21 protein-coding genes, 20 tRNA genes, 1 rRNA gene and 1 riboswitch are annotated in these 25306 nt (G+C 38.2%); of the genes, 36 read left to right on the top strand and 6 right to left on the bottom strand.

What is annotated here, in order from left to right; translation table 11 throughout:
- Positions 1 to 145 precede the first annotated feature (145 nt).
- From rrf to B371_RS0113840, 21 genes are all read left to right on the top strand, one after another.
- Positions 146 to 262 (top strand): 5S ribosomal RNA (gene rrf, locus B371_RS0113740).
- A 9-nt stretch (positions 263 to 271) separates the two neighbouring features.
- Positions 272 to 347: transfer RNA gene (locus tag B371_RS0113745), tRNA-Val, on the top strand.
- Between the two features lie 17 nt (positions 348 to 364).
- A tRNA-Thr gene (locus tag B371_RS0113750) sits at positions 365 to 440 on the top strand.
- Positions 441 to 449: 9 nt separating this feature from the next.
- Positions 450 to 525, top strand: a tRNA-Lys gene (locus B371_RS0113755).
- A gap of 16 nt (positions 526 to 541) precedes the next feature.
- Positions 542 to 626 (top strand) — tRNA-Leu (locus B371_RS0113760).
- Between the two features lie 19 nt (positions 627 to 645).
- Positions 646 to 720, top strand: a tRNA-Gly gene (locus B371_RS0113765).
- A 13-nt stretch (positions 721 to 733) separates the two neighbouring features.
- Positions 734 to 822, top strand: a tRNA-Leu gene (locus tag B371_RS0113770).
- 22 nt (positions 823 to 844) lie between these two features.
- Positions 845 to 921: transfer RNA gene (locus B371_RS0113775), tRNA-Arg, on the top strand.
- 13 nt (positions 922 to 934) lie between these two features.
- Positions 935 to 1011 (top strand) — tRNA-Pro (locus B371_RS0113780).
- A 19-nt stretch (positions 1012 to 1030) separates the two neighbouring features.
- A tRNA-Ala gene (locus B371_RS0113785) sits at positions 1031 to 1106 on the top strand.
- A gap of 21 nt (positions 1107 to 1127) precedes the next feature.
- Positions 1128 to 1201, top strand: a tRNA-Met gene (locus B371_RS0113790).
- A 7-nt stretch (positions 1202 to 1208) separates the two neighbouring features.
- A tRNA-Ile gene (locus tag B371_RS0113795) sits at positions 1209 to 1285 on the top strand.
- Between the two features lie 13 nt (positions 1286 to 1298).
- Positions 1299 to 1391: transfer RNA gene (locus tag B371_RS0113800), tRNA-Ser, on the top strand.
- A 56-nt stretch (positions 1392 to 1447) separates the two neighbouring features.
- Positions 1448 to 1524 (top strand) — tRNA-Met (locus tag B371_RS0113805).
- Between the two features lie 3 nt (positions 1525 to 1527).
- Positions 1528 to 1603: transfer RNA gene (locus B371_RS0113810), tRNA-Asp, on the top strand.
- Between the two features lie 142 nt (positions 1604 to 1745).
- Positions 1746 to 1821 (top strand) — tRNA-Phe (locus B371_RS0113815).
- Positions 1822 to 1826: 5 nt separating this feature from the next.
- A tRNA-Gly gene (locus B371_RS0113820) sits at positions 1827 to 1900 on the top strand.
- Positions 1901 to 1914: 14 nt separating this feature from the next.
- A tRNA-Ile gene (locus tag B371_RS0113825) sits at positions 1915 to 1991 on the top strand.
- Between the two features lies 1 nt (position 1992).
- Positions 1993 to 2068: transfer RNA gene (locus tag B371_RS0113830), tRNA-Asn, on the top strand.
- A 4-nt stretch (positions 2069 to 2072) separates the two neighbouring features.
- Positions 2073 to 2163 (top strand) — tRNA-Ser (locus B371_RS0113835).
- Positions 2164 to 2167: 4 nt separating this feature from the next.
- Positions 2168 to 2239 (top strand) — tRNA-Glu (locus tag B371_RS0113840).
- Positions 2240 to 2432: 193 nt separating this feature from the next.
- On the opposite strand, the gene B371_RS0113845 is transcribed toward B371_RS0113840, so the two are convergent.
- Positions 2433 to 3347, bottom strand: coding sequence for a 1,4-dihydroxy-2-naphthoate polyprenyltransferase (locus B371_RS0113845; protein ID WP_019414906.1), 915 nt, complete (start codon positions 3345 to 3347; stop codon positions 2433 to 2435).
- 175 nt (positions 3348 to 3522) lie between these two features.
- On the opposite strand from B371_RS0113845, the gene B371_RS0113850 reads away from it, so the two are divergent.
- From B371_RS0113850 to menC, 6 genes are all read left to right on the top strand, one after another.
- Positions 3523 to 4905 (top strand): isochorismate synthase MenF, encoded by a 1383-nt coding sequence (locus tag B371_RS0113850; RefSeq protein ID WP_019414907.1) that lies wholly within the window; start codon positions 3523 to 3525, stop codon positions 4903 to 4905.
- Positions 4898 to 6616, top strand: a complete 1719-nt coding sequence (gene menD / locus B371_RS0113855) for a 2-succinyl-5-enolpyruvyl-6-hydroxy-3-cyclohexene-1-carboxylic-acid synthase (protein WP_019414908.1) — start codon at positions 4898 to 4900, stop codon at positions 6614 to 6616. The genes B371_RS0113850 and menD overlap by 8 nt, the downstream gene beginning before the upstream one ends.
- Positions 6604 to 7431: a 2-succinyl-6-hydroxy-2,4-cyclohexadiene-1-carboxylate synthase gene (gene menH / locus B371_RS0113860; protein ID WP_019414909.1), complete on the top strand. Its 828-nt coding sequence runs from the start codon at positions 6604 to 6606 to the stop codon at positions 7429 to 7431. The genes menD and menH overlap by 13 nt, the downstream gene beginning before the upstream one ends.
- A gap of 13 nt (positions 7432 to 7444) precedes the next feature.
- Positions 7445 to 8263, top strand: a complete 819-nt coding sequence (gene menB / locus B371_RS0113865) for a 1,4-dihydroxy-2-naphthoyl-CoA synthase (protein WP_019414910.1) — start codon at positions 7445 to 7447, stop codon at positions 8261 to 8263.
- 61 nt (positions 8264 to 8324) lie between these two features.
- Positions 8325 to 9773 carry an o-succinylbenzoate--CoA ligase gene (locus B371_RS0113870; RefSeq protein WP_019414911.1) on the top strand — a complete coding sequence of 483 codons (1449 nt, stop codon included), beginning with the start codon at positions 8325 to 8327 and terminating at the stop codon, positions 9771 to 9773.
- Entirely contained in the window at positions 9746 to 10861 is a 1116-nt protein-coding gene (gene menC / locus B371_RS0113875; RefSeq protein WP_019414912.1) for an o-succinylbenzoate synthase, read from the top strand. The genes B371_RS0113870 and menC overlap by 28 nt, the downstream gene beginning before the upstream one ends.
- Before the next feature lie 38 nt (positions 10862 to 10899).
- Here menC and B371_RS0113880 read toward each other — a convergent pair whose 3' ends face one another.
- The 3 genes from B371_RS0113880 to B371_RS23810 all read right to left on the bottom strand — a co-directional run bounded on the left by B371_RS0113880 (position 10900) and on the right by B371_RS23810 (position 12726).
- The gene (locus B371_RS0113880; RefSeq protein ID WP_019414913.1) at positions 10900 to 12129 is read right to left on the bottom strand and encodes a metal ABC transporter solute-binding protein, Zn/Mn family; all 1230 of its coding nucleotides are present in this window, start codon (positions 12127 to 12129) and stop codon (positions 10900 to 10902) included.
- A 202-nt stretch (positions 12130 to 12331) separates the two neighbouring features.
- Positions 12332 to 12580 (bottom strand): membrane protein insertion efficiency factor YidD, encoded by a 249-nt coding sequence (gene yidD, locus B371_RS0113885; RefSeq protein WP_019414914.1) that lies wholly within the window; start codon positions 12578 to 12580, stop codon positions 12332 to 12334.
- A complete protein-coding gene (locus B371_RS23810) occupies positions 12577 to 12726 on the bottom strand; it encodes a hypothetical protein (protein ID WP_019414915.1) in 150 nt (49 codons plus the stop codon). The genes yidD and B371_RS23810 overlap by 4 nt, the downstream gene beginning before the upstream one ends.
- Positions 12727 to 12824: 98 nt before the next feature.
- Here B371_RS23810 and B371_RS0113895 point away from each other — a divergent pair, with 98 nt between their 5' ends.
- The 4 genes from B371_RS0113895 (at position 12825) to B371_RS0113915 (ending at position 16106) form a co-directional block, all read left to right on the top strand.
- Positions 12825 to 13274 carry a Dps family protein gene (locus tag B371_RS0113895; protein WP_019414916.1) on the top strand — a complete coding sequence of 150 codons (450 nt, stop codon included), beginning with the start codon at positions 12825 to 12827 and terminating at the stop codon, positions 13272 to 13274.
- 1245 nt (positions 13275 to 14519) lie between these two features.
- Positions 14520 to 14822, top strand: a complete 303-nt coding sequence (locus tag B371_RS0113905) for a hypothetical protein (protein WP_019414918.1) — start codon at positions 14520 to 14522, stop codon at positions 14820 to 14822.
- Positions 14823 to 14869: 47 nt separating this feature from the next.
- A complete protein-coding gene (locus B371_RS0113910; protein WP_026023073.1) occupies positions 14870 to 15343 on the top strand; it encodes an NUDIX domain-containing protein in 474 nt (157 codons plus the stop codon).
- The gene (locus B371_RS0113915) at positions 15321 to 16106 is read left to right on the top strand and encodes a S9 family peptidase (RefSeq protein ID WP_019414920.1); all 786 of its coding nucleotides are present in this window, start codon (positions 15321 to 15323) and stop codon (positions 16104 to 16106) included. Before B371_RS0113910 ends, B371_RS0113915 begins: the two co-directional genes overlap by 23 nt.
- A 119-nt stretch (positions 16107 to 16225) precedes the next feature.
- Here B371_RS0113915 and pckA read toward each other — a convergent pair whose 3' ends face one another.
- On the bottom strand, positions 16226 to 17818 hold the full coding sequence (gene pckA / locus B371_RS0113920) for a phosphoenolpyruvate carboxykinase (ATP) (RefSeq protein WP_019414921.1): 1593 nt from the start codon (positions 17816 to 17818) through the stop codon (positions 16226 to 16228).
- A gap of 194 nt (positions 17819 to 18012) precedes the next feature.
- A riboswitch (SAM riboswitch) is annotated at positions 18013 to 18136 on the top strand.
- A 202-nt stretch (positions 18137 to 18338) separates the two neighbouring features.
- Here pckA and metK point away from each other — a divergent pair.
- Positions 18339 to 19535 (top strand): methionine adenosyltransferase, encoded by a 1197-nt coding sequence (gene metK / locus B371_RS0113925; RefSeq protein WP_019414922.1) that lies wholly within the window; start codon positions 18339 to 18341, stop codon positions 19533 to 19535.
- 93 nt (positions 19536 to 19628) lie between these two features.
- On the opposite strand, the gene B371_RS0113930 is transcribed toward metK, so the two are convergent.
- Complete coding sequence (locus tag B371_RS0113930; protein WP_019414923.1) at positions 19629 to 20147, bottom strand: gamma carbonic anhydrase family protein; 519 nt, start codon at positions 20145 to 20147, stop codon at positions 19629 to 19631.
- A gap of 169 nt (positions 20148 to 20316) precedes the next feature.
- Here B371_RS0113930 and B371_RS0113935 point away from each other — a divergent pair, with 169 nt between their 5' ends.
- The 4 genes from B371_RS0113935 to B371_RS0113950 all read left to right on the top strand — a co-directional run bounded on the left by B371_RS0113935 (position 20317) and on the right by B371_RS0113950 (position 25151).
- Positions 20317 to 21117: an alpha/beta hydrolase gene (locus B371_RS0113935; RefSeq protein ID WP_019414924.1), complete on the top strand. Its 801-nt coding sequence runs from the start codon at positions 20317 to 20319 to the stop codon at positions 21115 to 21117.
- 645 nt (positions 21118 to 21762) lie between these two features.
- Positions 21763 to 23193 (top strand): sodium:alanine symporter family protein, encoded by a 1431-nt coding sequence (locus B371_RS0113940; protein WP_026023074.1) that lies wholly within the window; start codon positions 21763 to 21765, stop codon positions 23191 to 23193.
- A gap of 169 nt (positions 23194 to 23362) precedes the next feature.
- A complete protein-coding gene (locus B371_RS0113945) occupies positions 23363 to 24823 on the top strand; it encodes a sodium:alanine symporter family protein (RefSeq protein ID WP_019414926.1) in 1461 nt (486 codons plus the stop codon).
- A 79-nt stretch (positions 24824 to 24902) separates the two neighbouring features.
- Positions 24903 to 25151, top strand: coding sequence for a hypothetical protein (locus B371_RS0113950; RefSeq protein WP_019414927.1), 249 nt, complete (start codon positions 24903 to 24905; stop codon positions 25149 to 25151).
- Positions 25152 to 25306 lie beyond the last annotated feature (155 nt).

The following is a 25306-nucleotide window of genomic DNA, read 5'->3' on the forward strand; positions in this document are numbered from 1 at the left end:
GAGGACTTAACCAAACAAATTGAGTGGTTTTCAATGACCCGTTTATCCAGTTTTGAGTGAATAAAAGAAATTTATTTCTAAAAAACACTTGTAATTATCGTGAGACTTGATATAATAAATCTTGTCTTAAAAATTGAATACCCAGTCCAGTGATAATGGCAAAGAGGTCACACCCGTTCCCATCCCGAACACGGAAGTTAAGCTCTTTAGCGCCGATGGTAGTTGGGGGATCTCCCCCTGTGAGAGTAGGACGTCGCTGGGCGATTTATTTGGAGGATTAGCTCAGCTGGGAGAGCATCTGCCTTACAAGCAGAGGGTCGGCGGTTCGAGCCCGTCATCCTCCACCATATTTTTTGTATAACGTGCCGGTGTAGCTCAGTTGGTAGAGCAACTGACTTGTAATCAGTAGGTCGGGGGTTCGACTCCTCTCGCCGGCACCACTTTCTTAAGAGCCATTAGCTCAGTTGGTAGAGCATCTGACTTTTAATCAGAGGGTCGTAGGTTCGAATCCTACATGGCTCACCATTTTCATAACTAAGTAGCGGGTGTGGCGGAACTGGCAGACGCACTAGACTTAGGATCTAGCGCCGTAAGGCGTGGGGGTTCGACTCCCTTCACCCGCACCATTTATAAAATTTAATACGAGCGGAAGTAGTTCAGTGGTAGAACACCACCTTGCCAAGGTGGGGGTCGCGAGTTCGAACCTCGTCTTCCGCTCCATAGATTCACAATTGCCGGGGTGGCGGAACTGGCAGACGCACAGGACTTAAAATCCTGCGGTAGGTGACTACCGTACCGGTTCGATTCCGGTCCTCGGCACCATCTTTATAAAACAGTATATTTAGCGCCCGTAGCTCAATTGGATAGAGCGTCTGACTACGGATCAGAAGGTTGTGGGTTCGACTCCTGCCGGGCGCGCCATAATTTTTCATTTCGGGAAGTAGCTCAGCTTGGTAGAGCACTTGGTTTGGGACCAAGGGGTCGCAGGTTCGAATCCTGTCTTCCCGACCAGTTTTTTTACCCCTTTTAAGGGGCCTTAGCTCAGCTGGGAGAGCGCCTGCCTTGCACGCAGGAGGTCAGCGGTTCGATCCCGCTAGGCTCCACCAAATTTAATTCATAAAAATCATGGCGGCCTAGCTCAGCTGGCTAGAGCGTACGGTTCATACCCGTGAGGTCGGGGGTTCGATCCCCTCGGCCGCCATTATTTAGGACCTTTAGCTCAGTTGGTTAGAGCAGACGGCTCATAACCGTCCGGTCGCAGGTTCGAGTCCTGCAAGGTCCACCACTTATAATATCTTGGAGGTATACCCAAGTTCGGCTGAAGGGATCGGTCTTGAAAACCGACAGGGGAGTTAAATCCCGCGGGGGTTCGAATCCCTCTACCTCCTCCATTTTTACTAAGTGAGTGCTACAAGTATCAAAAAAGTTTATAACATAATAATATTATCGCGGGGTGGAGCAGTTCGGTAGCTCGTTGGGCTCATAACCCAAAGGTCGCAGGTTCAAATCCTGCCCCCGCAACCAAATGGTCCCGTGGTGTAGCGGTTAACATGCCTGCCTGTCACGCAGGAGATCGCCGGTTCGATCCCGGTCGGGACCGCCATTTTTATGAAGTATTAAGAATTGGAATAAGCAAAGAAGGTCGAGGAAGCAAAATGAGTAAGTGATGGAGCGTACTAACGTACGTGACTGAACGAACGAATGACGCTGACAAAGAGATTCGCAGCTTAGTACAATTTGAATGTGGCTCAGTAGCTCAGTCGGTAGAGCAAAGGACTGAAAATCCTTGTGTCGGCGGTTCGATTCCGTCCTGAGCCACCATTTATGCGGGTGTAGTTTAGTGGTAAAACCTCAGCCTTCCAAGCTGATGATGAGAGTTCGATTCTCTTCACCCGCTCCAATTTATTTATTTGTGGGCCTATAGCTCAGCTGGTTAGAGCGCACGCCTGATAAGCGTGAGGTCGATGGTTCGAGTCCATTTAGGCCCACCATTCCGAAGTAGCTCAGTTGGTAGAGCACCGCACTGTTAATGCGATGGTCGTAGGTTCGAGTCCTACCTTCGGAGCCAATCTGGGGAAGTACTCAAGCGGCTGAAGAGGCGCCCCTGCTAAGGGTGTAGGTCGGGTGACCGGCGCGAGGGTTCAAATCCCTCCTTCTCCGCCAGATAGGCCCCTTGGTCAAGCGGTTAAGACACCGCCCTTTCACGGCGGTAACACGGGTTCGAATCCCGTAGGGGTCATTTAAAAAGATGCGCTATCTTCGGGATAGCGTGTTTTTTTATGGGCAAATGTCGAATTATGGGGAATCATAGTAATTTCTTTTCGATTAGATCTTCATCATAGAGTGAGGCCATTACAGTTTGATTTCAGATATAATGACATACAAAAAGAAAACCACAAGAGCTCTCTTCGAGTTCTTGTGGTTTTCTCTAATTATAGGAGTATATATTCAATTAATAATGCCACACCGAGTAAGAAACCAAAGATTGTGTTTGTTAACGCAGTATCTTTCATTGCTGGCATTACTTCAAATGAATGTTCTTTCATCTTAAAAACAGTAATTGCACTTAAGGGTTTTTTTATGCTTAATAAAACGAGAAGAGCCCATGGTGTAATAACACCAAGAATTACTAAAGCGATAATCCATATATACGAAACGCTAAATAATCCGATCAGCACGTCAATTGCTCGTTTACGCCCTATTAAGATAGCCATTGTCTTACGACCACTTTCTTTATCTCCAACCAAATCCCGAATATTGTTTGAAAGCATAATTGCAGCAACAAGTAACATACTTGGAATAGAAAGTAGCAGAGCAAGGATCGTTATCTCACCGCTTTGAATAAAGAAAGCAATTAATACAATAAGCATCCCCATAAAAATACCTGAGAATAATTCACCAAAAGGCGTATAAGCAATTGGATATGGACCTCCTGTGTATAAATAGCCAATTGCCATTGAAACGGCACCGACAACAGCTAGTAGCCAAGTGGTTTGTATACATATATATATACCTAATAATATAGAAATGAAATAAAGCAATAATGCCAGTTGCATAACTGTTTTTGGTTTAACACCGTTTCTCACGATGGCTCCACCAATTCCAACTGATTTATCATTATCAAGACCTCTTGCAAAATCATAATACTCATTAAACATATTTGTAGCTGCTTGGATGAGCATACTTGCAAATAACATTGCGAAGAATAAAGGCCAGTGTATATCTGTAGTAGATATGGCAATCATTGTCCCCAAAAATACGGGGACAAATGATGCTGTTAACGTATGTGGTCGTGTTAACTGCCACCATATACGCCAACCAGTATCAGCTTTTAAATTGTGTGACATTTAATATTCGCTCCTTATTCTTTTTTCACCTCTTCCATTGTACTTCATCAATTTAGTTATAGGTAGATTGTTTTTGCTTTTGTGATGCTGAATCCTAAATAAAGAGGTATGATAGAAGGTAGGACATTAAGGATTTTCACATTTTAGTGAAGTCCTATTTACGGAGGGAAATTGGATGATTCGTAAGTCATTTACATCCACAGAACAGGCAGTCCAAGAACTTCCTTTGGACGTACATTTTTATACAGAAACTATCGAGATGAGTCGACTATCCTCAATTGCATTTTTTGAAGCAGGGGAGTTATATAAAGGTAAACGATTTTATTGGCAAAACCGTGAAAAAACATTTACATTAGTAGGACTTGGTCATGCCCACGTGATTACAAGCTCTTTAGAGCACAAGCGCTTTGAGGATGTAGATAAGCAATGGAAAGAACTTTGTTATAAAATAGTAAATGAAGAACATGAATTACAACCTATTCTATTTGGTGGGTTTTCGTTTGACCCTATAAATAAGTTATCTTCTGAGTGGGACATGTTTCCATCAGCCTATTTTGCTGTGCCTTCATTTCAACTAGTGATCCGTGATGATCGAGTTTTTATCAGTATTCACTTGATAACGAATGAAAAAGACTCACAAAATCGTTTTGATCAAATGAGAACAGAACGTGATACCTTGATCCATACAGCGCAAGTAAAAGAATTAAAGACATATGCAAAACCACATATTTCAACCATGGAAGAACGCTTTAAAGAATTGTATATGGATGCGGTTTCGCATGTCACTAAGTTAATACATACGGGTGAAGCTCAGAAAGTCGTTATTGCCCGTTCATTAGCCTTAACTTTTACTGAAAAGGTTAGTTCACCTTCTGCCATTTATCACGTCTCCAAAGAGCAACCAGAAAGTTTTGTGTTTGGTTTAGAGCTAGCTGACAATCTTTTCTTTGGCGCTACTCCAGAACGATTAGTTAAAGTAGAAAATAAAAGAGCACTATCTACTTGCTTAGCAGGTTCTGTTAAACGTGGTCAAACAGCAATAGAAGATCAGCAATTAGGATATGATCTATTGCATGATGCTAAAAACCGTGAAGAACATCAATATGTAGTAGATATGATTACCGATGTATTCACACGATATTGCGATGATGTTAAAGTACCCAAATATCCCAAATTAATGAAAATTCGAGATATACAACATTTATATACACCTGTAGAAGGTCAATTGCAGAAAGAACAAGGTCTTTTGAATCTAGTCAAAGACCTACATCCAACACCCGCATTAGGTGGAGAACCACGCGGAGATGCAATGGCAATCATTAGAATGGTTGAGCAAATGAATCGTGGTTATTATGCTTCACCTGTTGGATGGATTGATGCTGTAGGTAATGGAGAGTTTGCTGTTGCTATTCGTTCTGCCTTATTAAACAAGCAAAATGCCTATCTATATGCTGGTGGTGGGATTGTAGCCGAATCAGATCCTATATCAGAGTACGCTGAAACATTAGTGAAATTCAGACCAATGTTAAGGACTCTAGGAGGAAAGTTAAATGGATAATAGTCAAAATCTAACTGAATATGTTCATACCATTGTACAATCCTTTCTTCGGGCAGGTGTTAAAGATGTTGTGATTAGCCCAGGGTCAAGATCAACTCCACTAGCATACGGGTTTAGTCTAACAAAAGAATTCAATATATATATGCAAATTGATGAACGTTCAGCTGGTTTTTTTGCTTTAGGAATGGCCAAAGTGAAAAATAGTCCAGTACTCCTACTATGCACATCTGGCACTGCAGCAGCGAATTATTTCCCAGCTATTGTTGAAGCACACTATGCAAGAATTCCACTTATTGTTTTAACAGCTGATCGTCCTCACGAGTTAAGGGAAGTAGGAGCTCCACAAGCAATTGATCAGGTTCAAATGTATGGTAATCATGTGAAATGGAGTGTAGATTATCCCTTAGCTGATGGAAACAAAGAAACAACTCCTTTTGTTGAGCGTCATACAGGCAGAGCAGTTACTTTGGCAATGTCAGCACCTATGGGTCCAATCCATATAAATATCCCGTTTAGAGAGCCTTTATTACTCGATTTCGACTACAAAATAAAATCATCTACTTATACAAGCTCAATACCTGGTGCTATCATAGCACCTCAAACGACAGTTGATTGGGTAGAAGAAACCATTCGATATACGAAGAGAGGTTTCCTGATAGTAGGTGAACTATCTAAAAGTTTTTCTAAAGAGAAGTTTTGGATTTTTGCTAAATCAATTCAGTGGCCAGTCTTAGCTGATGCACTATCACAACTTCGTTCGGGCGTTCCAGAAGATTGTCAACACTTGTTGATAGACCAGTATGATGCGCTTTTAAAGAGTGAAAACTTTAAAGAGGCTGTGAACCCAGATGTAGTAATTCGTTTTGGTGCTCAACCAGTATCGAAACCCCTATCAATTTTCTTAAAAGTATCTAGACCTAGAGTTTATATGGCTGTTGATGAAGATCCACTATTCAGAGATTCTTTAGGAGTTGTAACTCACCATATTCATTCAAGTTCACAGGTGTTTTGGAAAGAAATGTTTGATATACAGACCAATGAAACACTCAGCATCTGGACACAAGCGAATTCCCTCTCGAAACAGCATGTTGAATACTATATTGAAGATCAACAAGACGAAGGTGCTTTGGTAGGAACGTTAATCAAACATATACCAGATGGGCATGATTTAATTTCTGGAAGTAGTATGCCAATACGTGATGTGGATACGTTTTTTAGTCAAACAACTAAAGATATTGCTATCTATGCAAACCGTGGAACGAACGGAATTGATGGTGTGGTTTCCACGGCATTAGGCATACAGCGTGCTAGAAACCGACCTGCTACTTTATTAATTGGAGATATCTCTTTCTTACATGATACTAATGGTTTGTTGGTTTCTCGTTTTCATGAGACAGACCTAACCATTGTCGTAATGAATAATGATGGAGGAGGAATTTTTTCTTATTTGCCACAGGCATCAGAAGAAATATATTTTGAAAAGTTATTTGGTACCCCGACAGGTTTAACGTTTGAAGCAATTGCCAATATGTATCAAGCTGAATATTTTTATGTGGAATCGAAGCAAGACTTTCAAAACGCTTTAACTACCGCCAAACAAAAGGATTTACGAATTATTGAAGTGAAAACAAATCGTCACGACAACGTAATAGCACACCGTCATTTATGGACAGGCATTACTGAAGAGTTGGACCGAATATGGAACAACTGATACTCAAAGTCCGAGGTGTGGAAGTTGGTTGTACAATAACCAATAGAGAAGCAGTTGATACGATTGTCTTTTTACATGGTTTTACTGGCAGCACAATGACTTGGGAACCGATAATTGAAGACTTGCCCAAGACTATTCGTTGTATTGCAGTGGATTTACTAGGTCATGGTAAAAGTGAATCACCAAAAAGTCCAAATCGTTATCAAATGAACGAACAGTTACTCGATTTACATACTTTGTTTGGTTTGCTTCAAGTCACTACGTTTTCGCTAGTTGGCTATTCTATGGGGGGACGCATTGCACTTGCCTATGCGCTCAAGTATCCGGAACATATTATTCATTTAATCCTGGAGAGTGCTTCTCCAGGCTTAGCGTCATTAGTAGAACAACAAGCTCGCGTAAAAGCTGATGAAAGATTAGCGGGAAAGATAGAAATTGAAGGCATTTCAAAATTTATTGATTACTGGCAAGATATATCTTTATTTCATTCCCAAGAAAAATTGTCTGAATGGAAACGACTAGCTATCAGACAAGAACGCTTACTGCAGTCACCATTAGGGTTGGCAAATAGTCTAAGGGGTATTGGAACTGGAAATCAACCGTCTTATTGGTTACAGTTAAAACAATTGAAAATACCAGTGACACTTGTTACAGGGGAATTTGATCAAAAGTTTAATTTAATTGCACAACAAATGAAAAAAAGTTTGTCAAATAGCCAACATATTCAAGTTTTGACCGTAGGACATGCAATACATGTGGAAAATCCCGTTCAGTTTGCTACAATAATAAGGGAGCAAGTGATAGATGGAATTTAGAGGAGGGTCAATTATGACACGTCAATGGGTAACAGAACGTACATATGAAGATATTAAATATGAGACTTATAATGGAATTGCTAAAATCACGATTAACCGTCCAGAAGTTCGCAATGCTTTTAGACCAAAGACAGTTAAAGAATTACTTGAAGCATTCACTTATGCAAGAGACGATTCTAAAGTTGGGGTTATTGTGCTAACAGGTGAGGGAGAGAAAGCATTCTGTTCCGGAGGAGATCAATCTGTTCGAGGGCATGGTGGATATGTAGGGGAAGATGAAATTCCACGTTTGAATGTTTTGGACTTACAACGTTTGATACGTGTAATACCTAAACCAGTCGTTGCAATGGTAGCTGGTTATGCTATAGGCGGTGGACATGTACTTCACGTCGTATGTGATTTAACAATTGCTGCAGACAATGCAATTTTTGGTCAAACGGGACCTAAAGTTGGATCATTTGATGCGGGCTATGGTTCAGGTTATCTTGCTCGTATTATCGGACATAAAAAAGCACGTGAAATTTGGTATTTATGCCGTCAATATGACGCACAAGCAGCCCTTGACATGGGCTTAGTCAATACAGTTGTCCCTTATGCGCAATTAGAGGACGAAACGGTGCAATGGTGTGAAGAAATGCTTTCCATGTCTCCTACAGCACTGCGTTTCTTAAAAGCAGCAATGAATGCAGATACTGATGGTTTAGCAGGTCTACAACAATTAGCTGGTGATGCTACACTTCTTTATTACACAACAGATGAAGCAAAGGAAGGCCGAGATGCCTTTAAAGAGAAACGCAAACCTGATTTTGGTCAGTTCCCTCGTTTCCCTTGATACCAACATTTCACAAGCTGTCCTTTTTAAAAGGACAGCTTTTTCTTAAGGTGGGTTAAATATGTATCCAAACTGGTTAATGCAACGTGTTAAAATGACACCAAATCGATTGGCTTTAAGATTTAAGGATAAATCTTGGACTTTTTTACAACTGTTTGATGAGGTCAAGGATACTGCAGGGAAGATGAAGTTCTCAGGTATAAATTATGGAGATCGAATTGCCATTCTTTCACCATCAAACTCTCAACTAATAGTAGCAATTCATGCGTGCTGGCAATTGGGATGTGAAATCGTATTATTAAATGAACGATTATCTGATGAAGAATTGACTTATCAAATTGAAGATGCACAACCCATTCTAGTACTCACCGCGGAAGTTTATCAAGACAGAGTTTCTACGAACAAAGTAATGACTCTGGAAAAACTGTCTGAGCAGACATCAGGACCTTACAGTGTGGAGGAAGAATGGCCGCTTAACCGAACAGTGTCCATTATGTATACTTCTGGTACATCAGGTCGCCCAAAAGGTGTTAGACAAACAGTTTTGAATCATACGACAAACGCTACTGCCTCTGCATTTAATATAGGCATTCAACCCGATGATACATGGCTTTGCGCCATGCCAATTTTTCATATAAGTGGATTGTCAATAGTCATCCGTTCTGTGTTGTATGGAATGGAAGTTAAGCTTTACGAAAAGTTTGATTTGGTACCGGTAGTAGATGATTTAGTCAATGGATCCATCACTCGAATGTCTGTCGTATCTGTTATGTTAGATAGAATCTTACGGGAATTAGAAAAGCGAGATGTAAACGTGTCTTCTCGGATGCTTACGATGTTGGTGGGGGGAGGTCCCGTGCCAAGTAATTATTTAGAAAGAGCCATTGCTCGGGGAATTCCAATACTTCAAACGTATGGAATGACTGAAACAGCCTCCCAAACAGCCACCCTTGCTCCTGAGGATGCATTTAGAAAGTTGGGTTCATCCGGAAAACCGTTATATTTAAGTTTTATTCGCATCGAAGGCGGAAAAAAACCCTTTGATGAAGGAGAAATTTGTATTCGTGGGGGACATGTGACCCCTGGTTATATTGGTCACTATGAAAGTACGTCTTCTCAAGAACACGGGTGGTTGTTTACAGGTGATATTGGATATTTTGATGATGAGGGTTACTTATATGTGGTCGACCGTCGTTCTGATTTAATTATTTCTGGTGGTGAGAACATTTATCCAGCAGAAGTTGAGAATGCGATTTTACAACATCCCATGATACGAGAAGCGGGAGTATGTGGTATGGATGATGAAACCTGGGGACAAGTACCTGTTGCCTTTATTGTCAGTGATGTAGAAATTTCAATAAGTTCTTTACAAAACTTTTTGCAATCAAAATTAGCGTCATATAAAATACCGAAAATTCTACATCAAATAAATGAAATGCCAAGAAATGCTTCAAATAAATTACTAAGAAGAGAGTTGAGGACGTGGTTAGCATCCAAATCAAACAAGTAATGTTATACCACGTGCGGGTGCCTCTTAAGAAACCTTTCTCAACGCATCTACAACAAGTTAAAGAACGAGAAAGTATACTTATCGAAGTATTGGATTCAGAAGGCTTTAGCGGTGTCGGAGAGTGCGTAGCATTTTCTTCACCTTGGTACACTGAAGAAACCGTTGACACAGTATGGCAAACGCTTGAAAAGTGGATAATTCCAGCAATTTTAAACCAAACATTCTCACATCCTGATGAACTCGATAGTTGTTTATCATCAGTTAAGCGAAATCATATGGCTAAATCTACTGTTAATCATGCGATATGGGACATCTATGCCAAAAAGTTAAATCAACCTCTATGGCAAGTAATAGGGGGAGAGTCAAAACCGATTGAAGCGGGTATTGTCGTCGCTACTGCAAACAACGAAGAAATGTATGAGGAAATAGAGATTGCGGTGGAAAAAGGCTATAAACGTATTAAAATTAAAATCTCACAAACATCAAATCCTAAGCAATTAAAAAAAATGATTGCACATTATCCGCAAATGTTATTTTTTGCTGATGCGAATGGAGCATTTACAGAACAGACAATGCACCTGTTACAGAATTTTGACGAATGTGGTTTCACCTTGATTGAGCAACCTTTTTCAGAACTACATAATGTCGTTTCAGCAGAAGCTCAAAAAATAATGAATACACCTTTTGCGTTGGATGAAAGTATTTCTAGTTTTCAGGATGTTGAAGATATGATAGAAAGAAGATCCGGGAAAATAATTGTCATGAAACAAGGTAGAGTAGGAGGGCTTTCAAATGCTCTTCGGATTCATGAATATTGTGTAAAGAAGGATATCCCAATTTGGGTGGGAGGAATGATTGAGTTTGGCGTATCAAAGGCTTTTAATTTAGCCTTCGCTTCGTTGCCTGGAGTTAAGTTCCCAGGCGATTTTAGTTCATCTTCACACTTTTGGAATAAAGATTTAGCTGCTCCATCTATTAATGTACACAAGGGAGAGATTCAGCTACCAAGCGAACCAGGTGTTGGAGTGAAATGGAGTCATGAGATAATTAACCAGTACGTATTGAGAACTAAACAATTTAATCCATAAAAAAACCACAGACTGTGTTTCAATCTGTGGTTTGTTCTTTAATTAGAAGAGTCTAGCGCCTTCTTTAAGGTCTCTAAGTTTTGCTCCATTAAGGTGAAATAGGTCTCTTTATTATCTATGTCTTGTTGTGTTAAGACACCTAAATTATGCATTGATAATGCATCTGCGCCAATTTCGTTTTGAATCACTTTTGTTAGCTTGGAAGAGACATTTTGTTCAAATAAGATTGTTTTGATATTCTTATCTTTTGCTAGTTCTACAAGTTCAGTTAATTCTTTTTGAGATGGTTCATTTTGAGAGTTTAATCCTGCAACTGCTACTTGTTCAAGACCGTATGGTTCAGCTAAGTAACCAAAAGCTGAATGAGAAACAAAAAATGTTTTATTTTTAGAAGCATTCGCCATCTCTTTGAAGTCTGCATCCAATTGTTCAAGATCTTGTACTAATGCATCATAGTTTTCTGTATAAGTTGCTTTATTTTCTGAGTCTTTCTCAATTAATGAATCTTTTATTGAAGTAGCAAGACTCACACTAATTTGTGGTGAAATCCAAAGGTGATAATCGATTTCTCCATGGGCATGATCATCGTGACTTTCTGCTTCAGTGCTTTCTTCATCGTGAGCATGTTCATCATTGTGACCTTCTTCTTCAGTAGCATGCTCTTCTTCAGTGCTTTCTTCAGAGTGAGCATGTTCATCGTGGCCTTCTTCAGTAGCATGCTCTTCTTCAGTGCTATCTTCAGAGTGAGCATGTTCATCGTGGCCTTCTTCAGTAGCATGCTCTTCTTCAGTGCTTTCTTCATCGTGAGCATGTTCATCATGGCTTTCTTCAGTGCTTTCTTCAGCATGAGCATCATCGTGATTTTCTTCTTCAGATGTACCAACGTTTAAATCTTTGTCAGATACAGAATCTGCAGTTGAGATCAGTGTGACGGATTCCGTAGCCAACGTCTTTTTAGCATTTTCAACAAATCCTTCTAGTCCTAGTCCAATATAAAAAAATAAGTCTGCTTCAGCTAAAGCCATCATATCTTTTTGTGTTGGATCAAATGTATGCTCGTTAGAACCTGCAGGGTATACTGATTTAACATTAACTAGGTTACCACCGATTCGTTCAGTAAAGTAGGTCAGTGGGTAGACTGTTGTATAAACAGTTAAAGTTTCCTGATTCTGCTCTTTAGTTGAATTAGTTGTTGTATTGTCAGTACCACATGCTGCGGTGTATATAGCTAATAAAGTCACTAAACTAATTAGAATTAATTTCTTCATGATTGATTCCCCCAAAATGTAATCGTTACGATTTAAATACAGTTATTAGCATACAATCTATAAGATCAAAATGCAAGCAAAAAAATGACTTTTTTATCAAAAAGTCATTTTTGGAAGTGAATCTATAAGGTTTTTGAAATTTTTAACCTAGTATTTGGTTAAAAATATAGTAAATAGAGGTTATCTCACTTTGAAAAGTCTTTCATTTCTTTTTTAAGGTATTGTTTCTTTCCGACCACTCAACAGGAACGGGATCATAACCGCCTTTATTAAATGGATGGCAACTCAGGATTCGTTTAACCGCTAAGTAGATTCCTTTGAGTGCTCCATGTTTTTCGACTGCTTCAACACCATAATGGGAACATGTTGGATAAAATCGACAACTAGGTGGTTTTAATGGAGAAATAAATTTCTGATAAAAGCGAAAAACTCCAATTATAATGATTTTCATGAAAGTTCATCTCGTTTAAATGTTTTTTCTTGTAATGTATCAACTGAGCTATTGTTAGAAGATGAATTTTTTTTAGTAACAAACAACATTAAAGCCATTCCAAACACACTAAATATAGCTACCATTAACAGTATCCATAAAGACATATATTTCACTCCACTTCACATACTAGGTTTATTGTAAGGACTTTAGTGGTAAATTGAAAGTATAGACCTTTAAATAAACTTAGGAGAGTGAAGAATTTATGTCAGAATCATTAAATAAGGAACTGAACAATCAAGTTGCAACTTGGTCGGTCTTGTATACTAAATTACATAATTACCATTGGTATGTAAAAGGACCACAATTCTTTACCTTACACGCAAAGTTTGAAGAACTATATAACGAAGCAACGATTCATATGGATGAAATTGCGGAGCGTCTATTAACACTTGGAGGAAAACCAGTAGCAACGTTAAAAGAGCATTTGGAGTTGTCTGATGTAATAGAAGCGACTGGAAAAGAAACTACTGATCAAATGGTTGAAGCTGTAGTTGAAGATTTCAACATCATCATGAAATCCTTAAAAAAAGGGATGGATGAAGCAACAAAAGATGAAGATGATATGACGGTAGATTTACTAAATGCAGTTTATCAGTCAATAGAAAAACATCAATGGATGCTAAATGCCTTCTTAGGTGATACAAATAAATAATAGAGTGGGCAAATTCCTTTTAGGAATTTGCCTTTTTTAATGAAAGAAATCGTATGTAAATTAGGAGGAAATTGGTTAGTTGCAACCAAATCGAGAAAGTTGCAACGAAATCGCGAAAGTTGCAACCAAATTGCAAAAGTTGCAACCAAATACCATTCAGTCCCAATCTCACAATGAAAATTTGATTAAACACAGAAAATACTATTCCTGTGAGTGAAAAATCAATATAACAAACCATAATTAGTCAGCCCACGCATTCGTACGGCTATGTTTTTTGTAAAAGAAACCGCGTGAAAATTAGGAGGAAATTGGTTAGTTGCAACCAAATCGAGAAAGTTGCAACGAAATCATGAAAGTTGCAACCAAATCGAAAAAGTTGCAACGAAATACCATTCAGTCCCTATCTCACGATGAAAATTTGATTAAACACAGAAAACACTATTCCTGTGATTGAAAAATAAATATAACAAACCATAATTAGTCAGCCCACGTTCATACGCAGGGCATGTTTTTTATACAAGAAATCGCGTGAAAATTAGGAGGAAATTGGTTAGTTGCAACGAAATCGCAAAAGTTGCAACGAAATCATGAAAGTTGCAACGAAATCGCAAAAGTTGCAACGAAAAATCATTTAGTCCCAATCTCACAATGAAAATTTGATTAAACATAGAAAACACTATTCCTGTGAGTGAAAAATCAATATAACAAACCATATTTAGTCAGCCCACGTTCATACGCAGGGCATGTTTTTTATACAAGAAATCGCGTGAAAATTAGGAGGAAATTGGTTAGTTGCAACCAAATTGCAAAAGTTGCAACCAAATACCATTCAGTCCCAATCTCACAATGAAAATTTGATTAAACACAGAAAATACTATTCCTGTGAGTGAAAAATCAATATAACAAACCATAATTAGTCAGCCCACGCATTCGTACGGCTATGTTTTTTGTAAAAGAAACCGCGTGAAAATTAGGAGGAAATTGGTTAGTTGCAACGAAATCATGAAAGTTGCAACCAAATCGCAAAAGTTGCAACGAAATTTCAAAAGTTGCAACGAAATCCCATTCAGTTCCTATCACACGAAGGAATTCAAATTATAATTTAACTTCTCCTCTATTAGATCGACTTAATAAAGTCTGGTTCGATTGACATGAAAGAATTTTGTGTTACTTTTTAAATTCAATTTATATCCCATGCATGAAATTATTTTAGGGTGACATGCTAGTAAAAAAGGGGTTGGAAAAATGTCGAAAATATTTGTTTCGGTAAGTAACCATCGTTATTATTATCATCCAGACGATTCACCTTGGGAGTTTGAAATAGAGGCTGAACCAGAAGTTTTATCAGTTCTTGACCAATTATTTGATCAACAAGATCAATATGAATGGAGAGGATTCTGGCGAGCGCATACCCCATATGTCCCATATCATTTGGACCCTGAAAATGATGAGGTAGATATAAGATTGAAAAAGGTGTATGCCCTAATTCATGAGTACGGTAATGAGGAAGCGAAAAAACAAATTGAGACTATGCCATATTATAGTTGAATGCTTTACATGCCTTAGCTACACTATTTGAAAGGAGTGTAGAAGGCATGTTTTATTTTATAGATCAACATGGAATAAAAGTAACATTATCTTTTGAAAAAAGTTCCTTCTCAATTCCTACTAAACACGTGCTTGTAATAGCTAATGACAATGACAAATGGTTGCTTACAAAACATCCAAGTAGAGGTCTTGAATTTCCTGGAGGTAAAGTAGACACTAACGAAACATTAGAACAGGCAGCAAAGCGGGAAACATATGAAGAGACAGGTGCTAGACTCGCAAATCTTGAATGGTTTGCTGAATATATGGTGCATGATGTAAAGCCCTTTTGTAAAGTTGTATTTCGTTCAACTGTTGAATCTATTGATACAAGAGTTGACTATTTTGAAACAGAAGGACCAGTCTGGTTAACGTACCCACAACTTTTTAAATCAACTAGTCTTAGTTTCCATATGAAAGATGAAGGTATGCGAAAAATGTTGGAGCAGGTGATGTTAAATGAAAATAGATGGAACGATTGAACAAAAACGTGATTATCCAAGTCCCAATCCAAATGTACGTTTAACAGAAATAGTATATTGGTCATGTGGGTATCGTGTTAAAGGACTTCTTGCTGAGCCAGTAAAGCTAGGTAACCATGAAGGTATACTTTATTTAAGAGGTGGTATTCAAAACATCGGAATGGTTCGTCCAGCTCGTATTACTCAGTTTGCAGGACAAGGGTTTGTTGTGTTTGCTCCTTATTATCGTGGAAATCGAGGAGGGGAAGGACGTGATGAATTTGCTGGGGAAGATTGTTATGACGCTGTGAACGGTGTAGACGTCTTAAAACAGTTTCTAACGGTTGATCGAATACATATATTCGCATTTTCTCGTGGGGGTATCATGGGATTATGGACTGCGATTTTGAGAAAGGATATTGTTTCAGTCGTGACATGGTCGGGGGTGTCAGATGTGGTCCTTACTTATGAAGAAAGAAACGATATGAGGCGTATGATGAAAAGGGTTATTGGTGGAAGTCCAAATAGTGCACGACCAGAATATGATAAACGTCAACCTTTACCACATATTAAGGATATTAACGCAGCTCTATTAATTATCCATGGCAAAAAAGACCTTAACGTTAGTTTTGAGCACGCAATTCGGTTAGAAGAAGCGCTTGTTAAAGAAGGTAAAGTTTTTGAATCTTGGTATTTTAAAGAATTCACACATTATTTCCCAATGAAAACCAATATGCAAACAGTTCATGATTTAACGAATTGGATGAAACTTCAAGGTAGATGATAAAAAAATATAAAGCAACAATTCAAGTTCATTATTCTGAATTTCAAGGAAAGTCATTCTGTTTCATATTTTATAGAGAATATAAAAAGGACCTGCACATAAGTGCAAGTCCTTTCTAATTAGTTCAAGTTAATAGGCCCGCCTTTAGAAACGATATCCTGAGCAACTGATCCAAATTTCTTGAAATTTTCACGGAATTGACTAGCTAATTCTTTTGCTTTTATATCATATGCTTCAACGTCAGGCCATGCATCACGTGGATTTAACACGCTATCAGGTACTCCTGGCACCTGTTTAGGAATAGCTAGACCAAATACAGAACCTCGATCTGTTTCTACATTGTCTAATTTACCTTCTAATGCAGCACGAACCATTGCACGTGTATAAGAAAGTTTCATACGGCTACCAACACCATACTCGCCACCAGTCCAACCTGTGTTCACTAAGAACACTTGAGGACTATGTTCGTCAATCTTCTTCCCTAACATTTCTGCATAAACAGTCGCAGGTAAAGGAAGGAAAGGAGAGCCAAAACAAGCTGAGAATGTTACTTGTGGAGAAGTAATGCCACGTTCTGTTCCTGCAAGTTTCGATGTGAAACCACTTAAGAAGTGATACATTGCTTGTTCTTTCGTTAACTTACTGATGGGAGGTAATATGCCAAAAGCGTCAGCTGTTAAGAAAATAATTGTGTTTGGGTGACCGCCTACTGAAGTTTTAACGATATTATCAATTGCTTGTAATGGGTAAGCTGCACGAGTATTTTCAGTTAATGAAATATCATTGTAGTCAGCCAAGCCTGTTTTAGGATCTACCACGACGTTTTCTAATACAGATCCAAATTGAATTGCATCGAAAATTTGCGGCTCATTTTCACGAGTTAGGTTGATTGCTTTTGCATAGCAGCCACCTTCAATGTTAAATACGCCATTATCTGACCATCCGTGCTCATCGTCACCAATTAATTTGCGATTTGGATCAGCAGATAAAGTCGTTTTTCCGGTTCCTGATAAACCGAAGAATAAAGCAACATCGCCATTTTCACTAACATTAGAAGAACAATGCATAGATAAAATACCTTTTTCTGGAAGTAAATAATTCATGATAGAGAAAATAGATTTCTTAATTTCACCAGCATACTCTGTACCGCCAATTAAAATGATGCGTTCTTCCATTGATATAATGATAAATGTTTCAGACGCTGTTCCATCTACGGCAGGGTTTGCTTTAAAGGTTGGAGCAGAAACAATTGTGAATTCAGACTCATGAGAAGCTAACTCCTCTGCAGTAGGACGAATAAATAATTGGTGGGAAAATAGATTATGCCATGCATATTCATTTATTACTTGAAATGAAAGACGAGATTCTTTATCTGCGCCTGCAAAGCCTTTAAAGACAAATAACTCTTCTTTTGTGTTTAAATAGTCAAGAACCTTACTATATAAAGAGGAGAAAACTTCGTGAGATATCGGTTGGTTTACTGCACCCCAATTAATCTTATCTTTTGAAATGGCTTCTTCAACTACATACTTATCTTTAGGAGAACGACCTGTATACTTTCCAGTCTCCGCCTTTAGAGCACCAGTTGATGTTAAGACAGCTTCTCCACGTGATACTGCTTTTTCTACTAACTGTGGTACAGAAAGCTGTATATGCACGTTTTGACCATTTAACAATTCGTTCAGCTTATTAACAGTGTTCACTGAATTCATGTATATGTACCTTCCTTTTTCATGTATTCCCTTTTATTGGGGTGTGAAATCATTCGACCATTAGTATAACACATTTCGCTTAATAAACTACACTAATAGCCTAATTAAATTGCCTTAAAATGTTGTTAATTTATAAGACCTAAAATGTTTGACATAACATGTTTTGTTTATTATGATTTAAAATTGAACGGATACTCTTATCCCGAGATGGTGGAGGGTTCAGGCCCGATGAAACCCGGCAACCTGCAGTTATCTAACAAGTAGTAATTGGCAAAGGTGCTGAACCTGAACCAAGGTGAATTCCTTGGATGATAAGAGTTAAAGGTGCTTAGAATTCTGATCTTTCTCATGTTCCGTGAGAAAGGAATTTCTTTAAGACATCTCCCTTTATCCTCGTGTGCAGAGGCCTGATAAGGCAGAAGGTTTAAATAAACTGGATCTGGATGAGGCTTAGCATGGGAAATGAGTACCGTTTGAATTTTCCGAGAGCAATCTCGAAGGATATAGGAGGAAATAGTAAATGACAAATCGTCGTCTGTTTACATCAGAATCAGTAACAGAAGGGCATCCAGATAAAATTTGTGATCAAATCTCAGATGCTATTTTAGATGCAATTTTAACTGACGATCCAAACGCACGTGTAGCTTGTGAAACTACAGTTACAACAGGTCTAGTACTTGTTGCAGGTGAAATCACAACTTCTGCTTATGTGGATATTCAAAAGGTTGTACGTCAAACAGTTCGTGAAATTGGCTATACACGTGCAAAATATGGTTTTGACTCAGAGACTTCTGCAGTTCTTACTGCAATTGATGAACAATCTGCTGATATTGCGATGGGTGTTAACCAAGCACTTGAAGCTCGTGAAGGGTCAATGACTGAATCAGACATTGATGCAATTGGAGCAGGAGACCAAGGTTTAATGTTTGGTTATGCTTGTAATGAAACACCTGAATTAATGCCTCTTCCTATTAGTATGGCTCATAAATTAGCACGCCGTTTGGCAGAAGTTCGTAAAGAAGAAATCCTTCCATACTTACGTCCTGACGGTAAAACACAAGTAACAGTTGAATACGACGAAAATAATAAACCTTTACGTATTGACACAATCGTTATTTCAACACAACATCACCCAGAAGTAACACTTGAACAGATTCAACGCAACATTAAAGAATTCGTTATTAATCCTGTAGTACCTTCAGAACTAATTGATGAAAATACAAAATACTTTATAAATCCTACTGGCCGTTTTGTAATTGGTGGACCACAAGGCGATGCTGGATTAACTGGACGTAAAATTATCGTTGATACATACGGCGGATATGCACGTCACGGTGGTGGTGCATTTTCTGGTAAGGATCCAACTAAAGTGGATCGTTCAGCTGCATACGCTGCACGCTATGTAGCAAAAAATATTGTAGCAGCAGGACTTGCTGACCGTGTAGAAGTACAACTTGCATATGCAATCGGTGTAGCGCAACCTGTTTCAATTGCTATTGATACGTTTGGTACCGGTACAGTAGCAGAATCTAAGCTAGTCGAGTTAGTTCGTGAATTATTCGACTTACGTCCAGCCGGAATTATAAAAATGTTAGATCTTCGTAGACCGATTTATAAGCAGACTGCTGCTTACGGACACTTTGGCCGTACAGATATAGATTTATCATGGGAAAAAACAGACAAAGCGGATGCTTTGAAAGAAAAAGCAAATAGATAAAATAAAAGCTGTTTCAGATAATTTCTGAAACAGCTTTTTATTTAGAAAAAAATAGAGTTTGACCTAATCCCCTACTATTCAATAACTACATCTCTATTTAACTTCTTGCATGCTTTTATAAATTTGTCCTTTCTCCACGTACTCCCTGATAACACGATCCATATCTTTCTTATCTTCATCATTTAATTCCCGAACTACCTTTGCTGGGGAGCCTAACGCTAACATCCCTGGAGGTATCACTTTTCCAGGAGGAACTAAACTACCAGCTCCAATAAATGCACCTTCGCCAATTTCAGCACCATCTAGAATAATCGATCCCATTCCGATCAATGCTCCTTTTCGGATGGTACAACTATGTAATGTTACATGATGACCAATTGTAACTTCATCCTCTAAAATTAAGGGTGCTAAAGGGCTTTGATGTAGACAACATAAATCCTGAATGCTTACTTTGCTCCCTATACGTGTTGCATTTACGTCCCCACGTATCACTGTGTTGAACCAAATTGTTGACTCTGGACCGATTGTCACATCCCCGCTAATTGTGACATAATCAGCAATATAAACAGATGGATCAATTATAGGTGTTTTACCTTTAAAAGAGTAAATCATACAAAAACCTCGTTTCTTATAGTAATATGATTCCATTATACAAAAGAAGAAGAACATAAACGATGATTAAGGAAATACGTTTGGCAGAATGTGACGTTAGCACCGTAAATAGTATTCTGATAGAGGTCGTTAGCACTTAGTACTGAGAAAGAATGAAGGAGCGATATTCATGTGGAAATGGGAAGCTGAGGTTCAAGCGAAAGCGGTCATCGCAATTATACATAGCGCGTATGAGCATCATAGTAGGTATGCATGGTTAATTGAAAAATTTAGAAGTTCCGGTTTTCATGTTGTAATGGGCGACTTGCCAGGACATGGAGAAGCTGCTCGAAAAAGAAGAGCACATGACGAAAGTTTTAAGTCATATAGTGAATATGTGGATCAATTATTAGGAGCGTCTCTTTCATATAACTTACCGATATTTGTAATGGGACATGGATTAGGTTCAACCTTATTAATGCATGCACTTCAAGAAAAATCGATTGAATGTGCTGCGGTAATAGTAACCTCTCCTTGGTTGCATTTACAAATTCACCCATCAAAAATGAAGAGTGCTTTATCGAACATGGGAAAGTTAACGGATAATGTAAAAAGCACTCATCCTGTGACTATTAAACAGCTGACGAGAAACTATGATGTCTATACACAAGATAAAGATGATGATCTTTATAATACTACCATTACATTGAAATGGTATCGTGAGTTGCAACAACTAATGAAAGCAACATCTGGAATGCAAGCAAGTATTCAGAACCTACCTATTTTGATGATGACAGCTGAGCGAGATAAGATAACTAATCAGTCACATGCAAAACATTGGTTACTAAAGCAGAATCTTTCTGAACTTCAATATAAAGAATGGGAAAATTGTTTTCACGATTTGTTTCATGAACCTGAACGCGATGATATATTTTTGTATACCGAATCCTTTATGAATAATGTTTTACGGTCAATTGGCTATATTGTCTAGATGCTATGAATTGTTGTTTTTATAAAAAATCAAGAACGTATAGAAATTTGAGGTACCATGAACCCCGTGTTCATGGTGTTTTTAGTATATGGAGACTAACACGGTGCGCTCTAGCTAATTCGATTAGTTCAAGGTTTTCCATGCTATAAATCCTTAACTTGAAGATCATTGTGACTTCTAACAATTTGGCGATAACGGATTCTTATGCCGGGTTACGTAAAAAAACTACCCAACCTTAAAAAATGAAGAAAAAAGCCGAAATTGTATCTTCGGCTGCTTCTCTCTATAAATTCAGTGTCCAGTCACACGTCGACCCAAATCAAAAATACGATATGCTCAATGGTTAAAGTGGCGCGTGGGAATCAAACCCACAGCAAGATTGTCTGTATGGAGACCTTCTGGAGATGACAACGTTAATTCCAGAGGGTCCTTCAGTCTTGAGATTATGGTGCAGTAGTTTTGCAGTCTGAAGCAAACTGGAACCAATGCCTAAAATGTCCGGGTGCAATTTGCCCGGATTTTTGCGTTTATTAAAAGTAAATCGTTGAGAAAAATGATTTATTAGCCATTTATTTCTATTTAAGACTTTGTAGACATACTTTTTCTTATAGTGTTTAGTTTTATTGATACGTAGGAGGAACTGAAATAGAAGAAATAATTTTAAGTATTAACGACTACTTGTGGGGACCATGGATGATTACTTTCTATTTTGGTCTAGGTATATTCTTTACACTCTTAACAAGGTTCTTACAAGTTCGCTTGTTTAAAGACATGCTCGTCCAAATTGGAAAAGGAGAAAAGTCAGATGAAGGTGTTTCTTCATTTCAAGCATTGTCAATCTCTTTGTCAGGACGTTTAGGGACTGGGAATATTGCTGGTACAGCGACAGCTATTGCATTTGGTGGTCCTGGTGCTATTTTCTGGATGTGTGCGATTGCTTTTATTGGGGCCTCTAGCGCATTTATTGAGTCAACACTAGCCCAAATCTATAAAGTGAAGCAAGATGGACAATATCGTGGAGGGCCTGCCTACTACATAGAAAAAGGAATTGGTTGGAAATGGTATGCTCGTCTATTTGCAGTGGTAACAATTTGTGCAACTGCTTTATTGTTGCCAGGAATTCAGGCAAACTCAATTGCTATTGGGGTTGAAAATGCCTTTAGGTTGGAACCATGGGTCACAGGAACAGCGATAACTATTATTCTAGGTTTTATTATTATTGGCGGAGTGAAACGGATTGCAAATGTTGCGCAAGTTGTGGTTCCATTTATCGGAATTATATATATTTTGTTTGCATTAGGTATCATTATCATCAATATCTCTGATTTACCAGACGTAATATCTTTAATTTTTCGGAGTGCTTTTAACCTTGATGCGACTTATGGAGGAATGATGGGGTCCGCTATTATTTGGGGGGTCAAACGAAGTTTATATTCTAACGAAGCGGGCCAAGGATCAGGAGCACACGCCGCCGCGGCCGCTGAAGTGTCTCATCCAGTAAAACAAGGACTTGTCCAAGCATTTTCTGTCTACATTGATACATTATTCATTTGTACTGCTACCGCGTTAATGATTTTGTTGACTGGAATGTATAATGTTCAACCAGATGGTAGTGGAAGTATGTTTATTGTTGAAAATTTACCAGATGTTGAGGCGGGTCCAGCATATACACAAGCAGCAATAGATACTGCATTACCGGGAAAAGGCGCTGGTTTCGTAGCAATTTCTTTATTCTTTTTTGGTTTTCCAGCAATGATGGCATTTTATTATATCGCTGAGGTGAATGTATCCTATTTGTTAAAAGGGGTTTATTACAAAATCACAGTTTTCTTGTTAAAAATTGTTTTATTATTTTCAGCATTTTATGGAGCAATTAGAAGTGCGAAGCTTGCATGGGCGCTGGGAGATTTGGGTTTAGCAATCATGTTAATGCTTAATTCTGTTGCCTTAATCATTTTAGTAAAACCTGCATTAGTTGCTTTAAGAGATTATGAGGCTCAGAAAAAAAGAGGAAAAGATCCTGTGTTTCATCCTATTAGGCTCGGAATTAAAAATGCAGATACATGGAAAAAATAATTGAAACTAGAAAAAAAGTAATGATTTATATCTATTTCTACTTATATTTATATTAAATATTTGAATAAGTCAAGACATTTATTAATAAGCATTATCTTGTATACATATACTTTTTGTAATATAGTAAATTGTGTGATAATAAAATTTTTAGTTAAAAGGGGGAAAACAGATGGAAGAGTTTATTGGGCATATTAACAGTTTTTTATGGGGTCCTTGGATGATTTATGGGTGTTTAGCAGTTGGACTTTTATTTTCAATTCTTACAAGATTTTTGCAAGTTCGTTTAGTTAAGGATATGGTGCAGCAAATATTTAAAGGTAAAGAATCAGATGCAGGCGTATCTTCCTTCCAAGCACTAGCTATCGCTTTATCTGGACGAGTAGGTACTGGTAATATTGCTGGTACGGCAACAGCTATCGCATTTGGTGGACCAGGAGCTGTCTTCTGGATGTGGATGATTGCATTTATTGGAGCATCTTCAGCATTTATTGAGTCTACTTTAGCTCAAATTTATAAAGTGAAAGAAAATGGACAATATCGAGGTGGTCCAGCCTACTACATAGAAAAGGGAATTGGCTTGAAATGGTATGGAGTGACTTTTGCACTTGCTGCATTATTGGCTTTATCTATTTTAATGCCAGGTATTCAAACCAACTCGATTGCCATCGGAATGGAAAATGCATTTGCTCTTCCTAGATGGATTACGGGTGCAGTAATTGCAGTTATTCTTGGTATTATTATCCTTGGTGGAGTAAAACGTATTGCTCATGTTGCTCAAGTAGTTGTACCTTTTATGGCTATTGCCTATATGATTATGGCAGTTATTATTATTGGTATGAATATTACAGAGCTACCAGGTGTTATATCTTTAATCTTCTCTAGCGCATTCGGTTTTGATTCTACTTTTGGTGGGATGATTGGTGCAGCAATTGCTTGGGGAGTTAAACGTGGTATTTATTCAAATGAAGCAGGACAAGGAACTGGACCACATGCAGCAGCTGCTGCGGAAGTATCTCACCCAGTGAAACAAGGTCTTGTTCAAGCATTTTCAGTATATATTGATACTTTACTAGTTTGTTCGGCAACAGCCTTCATGATCCTATTCACTGGTATGTACAATGTACAGTTGGATGATGGGAATGGTGAATTTGTATATGAAGGACTTTCTGGTATAGAGGCAGGTCCTGGTTATACACAAGCTGCTATTGACTTTGCAATGCCAGGTACAGGAATTGGTGCTGGATTTGTAGCGATTGCTTTATTCTTCTTTGCTTTTACAACAATCATGGCTTACTACTACATGGCTGAAACGAATGTTGCTTACCTATTAAAAGGAAGAGCAGAAAAGATTGGAATTTTCGTATTGAAAATTGTTATTATCGTAACTGCTTTCCTAGGTACAGTTCGTGAAGCGGGTCTTGCGTGGGCTTTAGGTGATGTTGGTTTAGGATTAATGGTATGGCTTAACTTAATAGCGATACTCATTATTGCAAAACCAGCACTTATTGCACTGAAAGATTATGAAACACAGAAAAAAGCAGGTTTAGATCCTGTCTTTGATCCTACTAAACTAGGAATAAAAAATGCGGATTTCTGGGTTGAATATAACGAGAACTTGAAGAAAAAATAGAATAAAATAAACAATCGTCCAATTTAATTTGGGCGATTGTTTATTTCTGTTATAGTAATAAGAAAAAGGGGAATAAATCTTGGCAACTTTCTTATCAATTTTAATTATCATAACAGGTATTGGTGTATTTTTTGTTATGAAGAAGTTTTCTCATACAAATAAAACATACTTGGTGAATTTTACAATTGCTTTGCTGATGGCTTTACTATTCATTCGATCGTTTATGCTAGTGCCTCTTGATTGGATTGGCTATATAGCTATCGTTTTTTGTGGTCTAGCTTTCATAGCGCAAGTCATTCTAGGAGTTAAAAACTTAAAAACTTCATAATAAGTGAAAGAATATTTGTAATACTTACGAGGGCACTGAAAAAGTCCTCAAAAGGATTTCATAGCGAGTAAGTGAACGACATATTGTTCACTTACTCGCTTTTTATATGGAACCCGTTGATTTCCGTTCCAGGCGGACGCGTTCCGCCGGCATGG

This window comes from Paenisporosarcina sp. TG20, from assembly GCF_000286315.1.
In the GTDB taxonomy this organism is placed as follows: Bacteria; Bacillota; Bacilli; order Bacillales_A; family Planococcaceae; genus Paenisporosarcina.

Excerpts from the sequence above, each read along its gene's own strand:
- B371_RS0113910 (WP_026023073.1), top strand. The coding sequence starts at position 14,870 with ATGTTTTATTTTATAGATCAACATGGAATAAAAGTAACATTATCTTTT.
- metK (WP_019414922.1), top strand. The coding sequence starts at position 18,339 with ATGACAAATCGTCGTCTGTTTACATCAGAATCAGTAACAGAAGGGCAT.
- B371_RS0113930 (WP_019414923.1), bottom strand. The coding sequence starts at position 20,147 with ATGATTTACTCTTTTAAAGGTAAAACACCTATAATTGATCCATCTGTT.
- B371_RS0113915 (WP_019414920.1), top strand. The coding sequence starts at position 15,321 with ATGAAAATAGATGGAACGATTGAACAAAAACGTGATTATCCAAGTCCC.
- B371_RS0113935 (WP_019414924.1), top strand. The coding sequence starts at position 20,317 with ATGTGGAAATGGGAAGCTGAGGTTCAAGCGAAAGCGGTCATCGCAATT.
- B371_RS0113945 (WP_019414926.1), top strand. The coding sequence starts at position 23,363 with ATGGAAGAGTTTATTGGGCATATTAACAGTTTTTTATGGGGTCCTTGG.
- menH (WP_019414909.1), top strand. The coding sequence starts at position 6,604 with ATGGAACAACTGATACTCAAAGTCCGAGGTGTGGAAGTTGGTTGTACA.
- pckA (WP_019414921.1), bottom strand. The coding sequence starts at position 17,818 with ATGAATTCAGTGAACACTGTTAATAAGCTGAACGAATTGTTAAATGGT.
- yidD (WP_019414914.1), bottom strand. The coding sequence starts at position 12,580 with ATGAAAATCATTATAATTGGAGTTTTTCGCTTTTATCAGAAATTTATT.
- B371_RS0113850 (WP_019414907.1), top strand. The coding sequence starts at position 3,523 with ATGATTCGTAAGTCATTTACATCCACAGAACAGGCAGTCCAAGAACTT.
- B371_RS0113905 (WP_019414918.1), top strand. The coding sequence starts at position 14,520 with ATGTCGAAAATATTTGTTTCGGTAAGTAACCATCGTTATTATTATCAT.
- menB (WP_019414910.1), top strand. The coding sequence starts at position 7,445 with ATGACACGTCAATGGGTAACAGAACGTACATATGAAGATATTAAATAT.
- B371_RS0113880 (WP_019414913.1), bottom strand. The coding sequence starts at position 12,129 with ATGAAGAAATTAATTCTAATTAGTTTAGTGACTTTATTAGCTATATAC.
- B371_RS0113845 (WP_019414906.1), bottom strand. The coding sequence starts at position 3,347 with ATGTCACACAATTTAAAAGCTGATACTGGTTGGCGTATATGGTGGCAG.
- B371_RS23810 (WP_019414915.1), bottom strand. The coding sequence starts at position 12,726 with ATGTCTTTATGGATACTGTTAATGGTAGCTATATTTAGTGTGTTTGGA.
- B371_RS0113870 (WP_019414911.1), top strand. The coding sequence starts at position 8,325 with ATGTATCCAAACTGGTTAATGCAACGTGTTAAAATGACACCAAATCGA.
- menD (WP_019414908.1), top strand. The coding sequence starts at position 4,898 with ATGGATAATAGTCAAAATCTAACTGAATATGTTCATACCATTGTACAA.
- B371_RS0113895 (WP_019414916.1), top strand. The coding sequence starts at position 12,825 with ATGTCAGAATCATTAAATAAGGAACTGAACAATCAAGTTGCAACTTGG.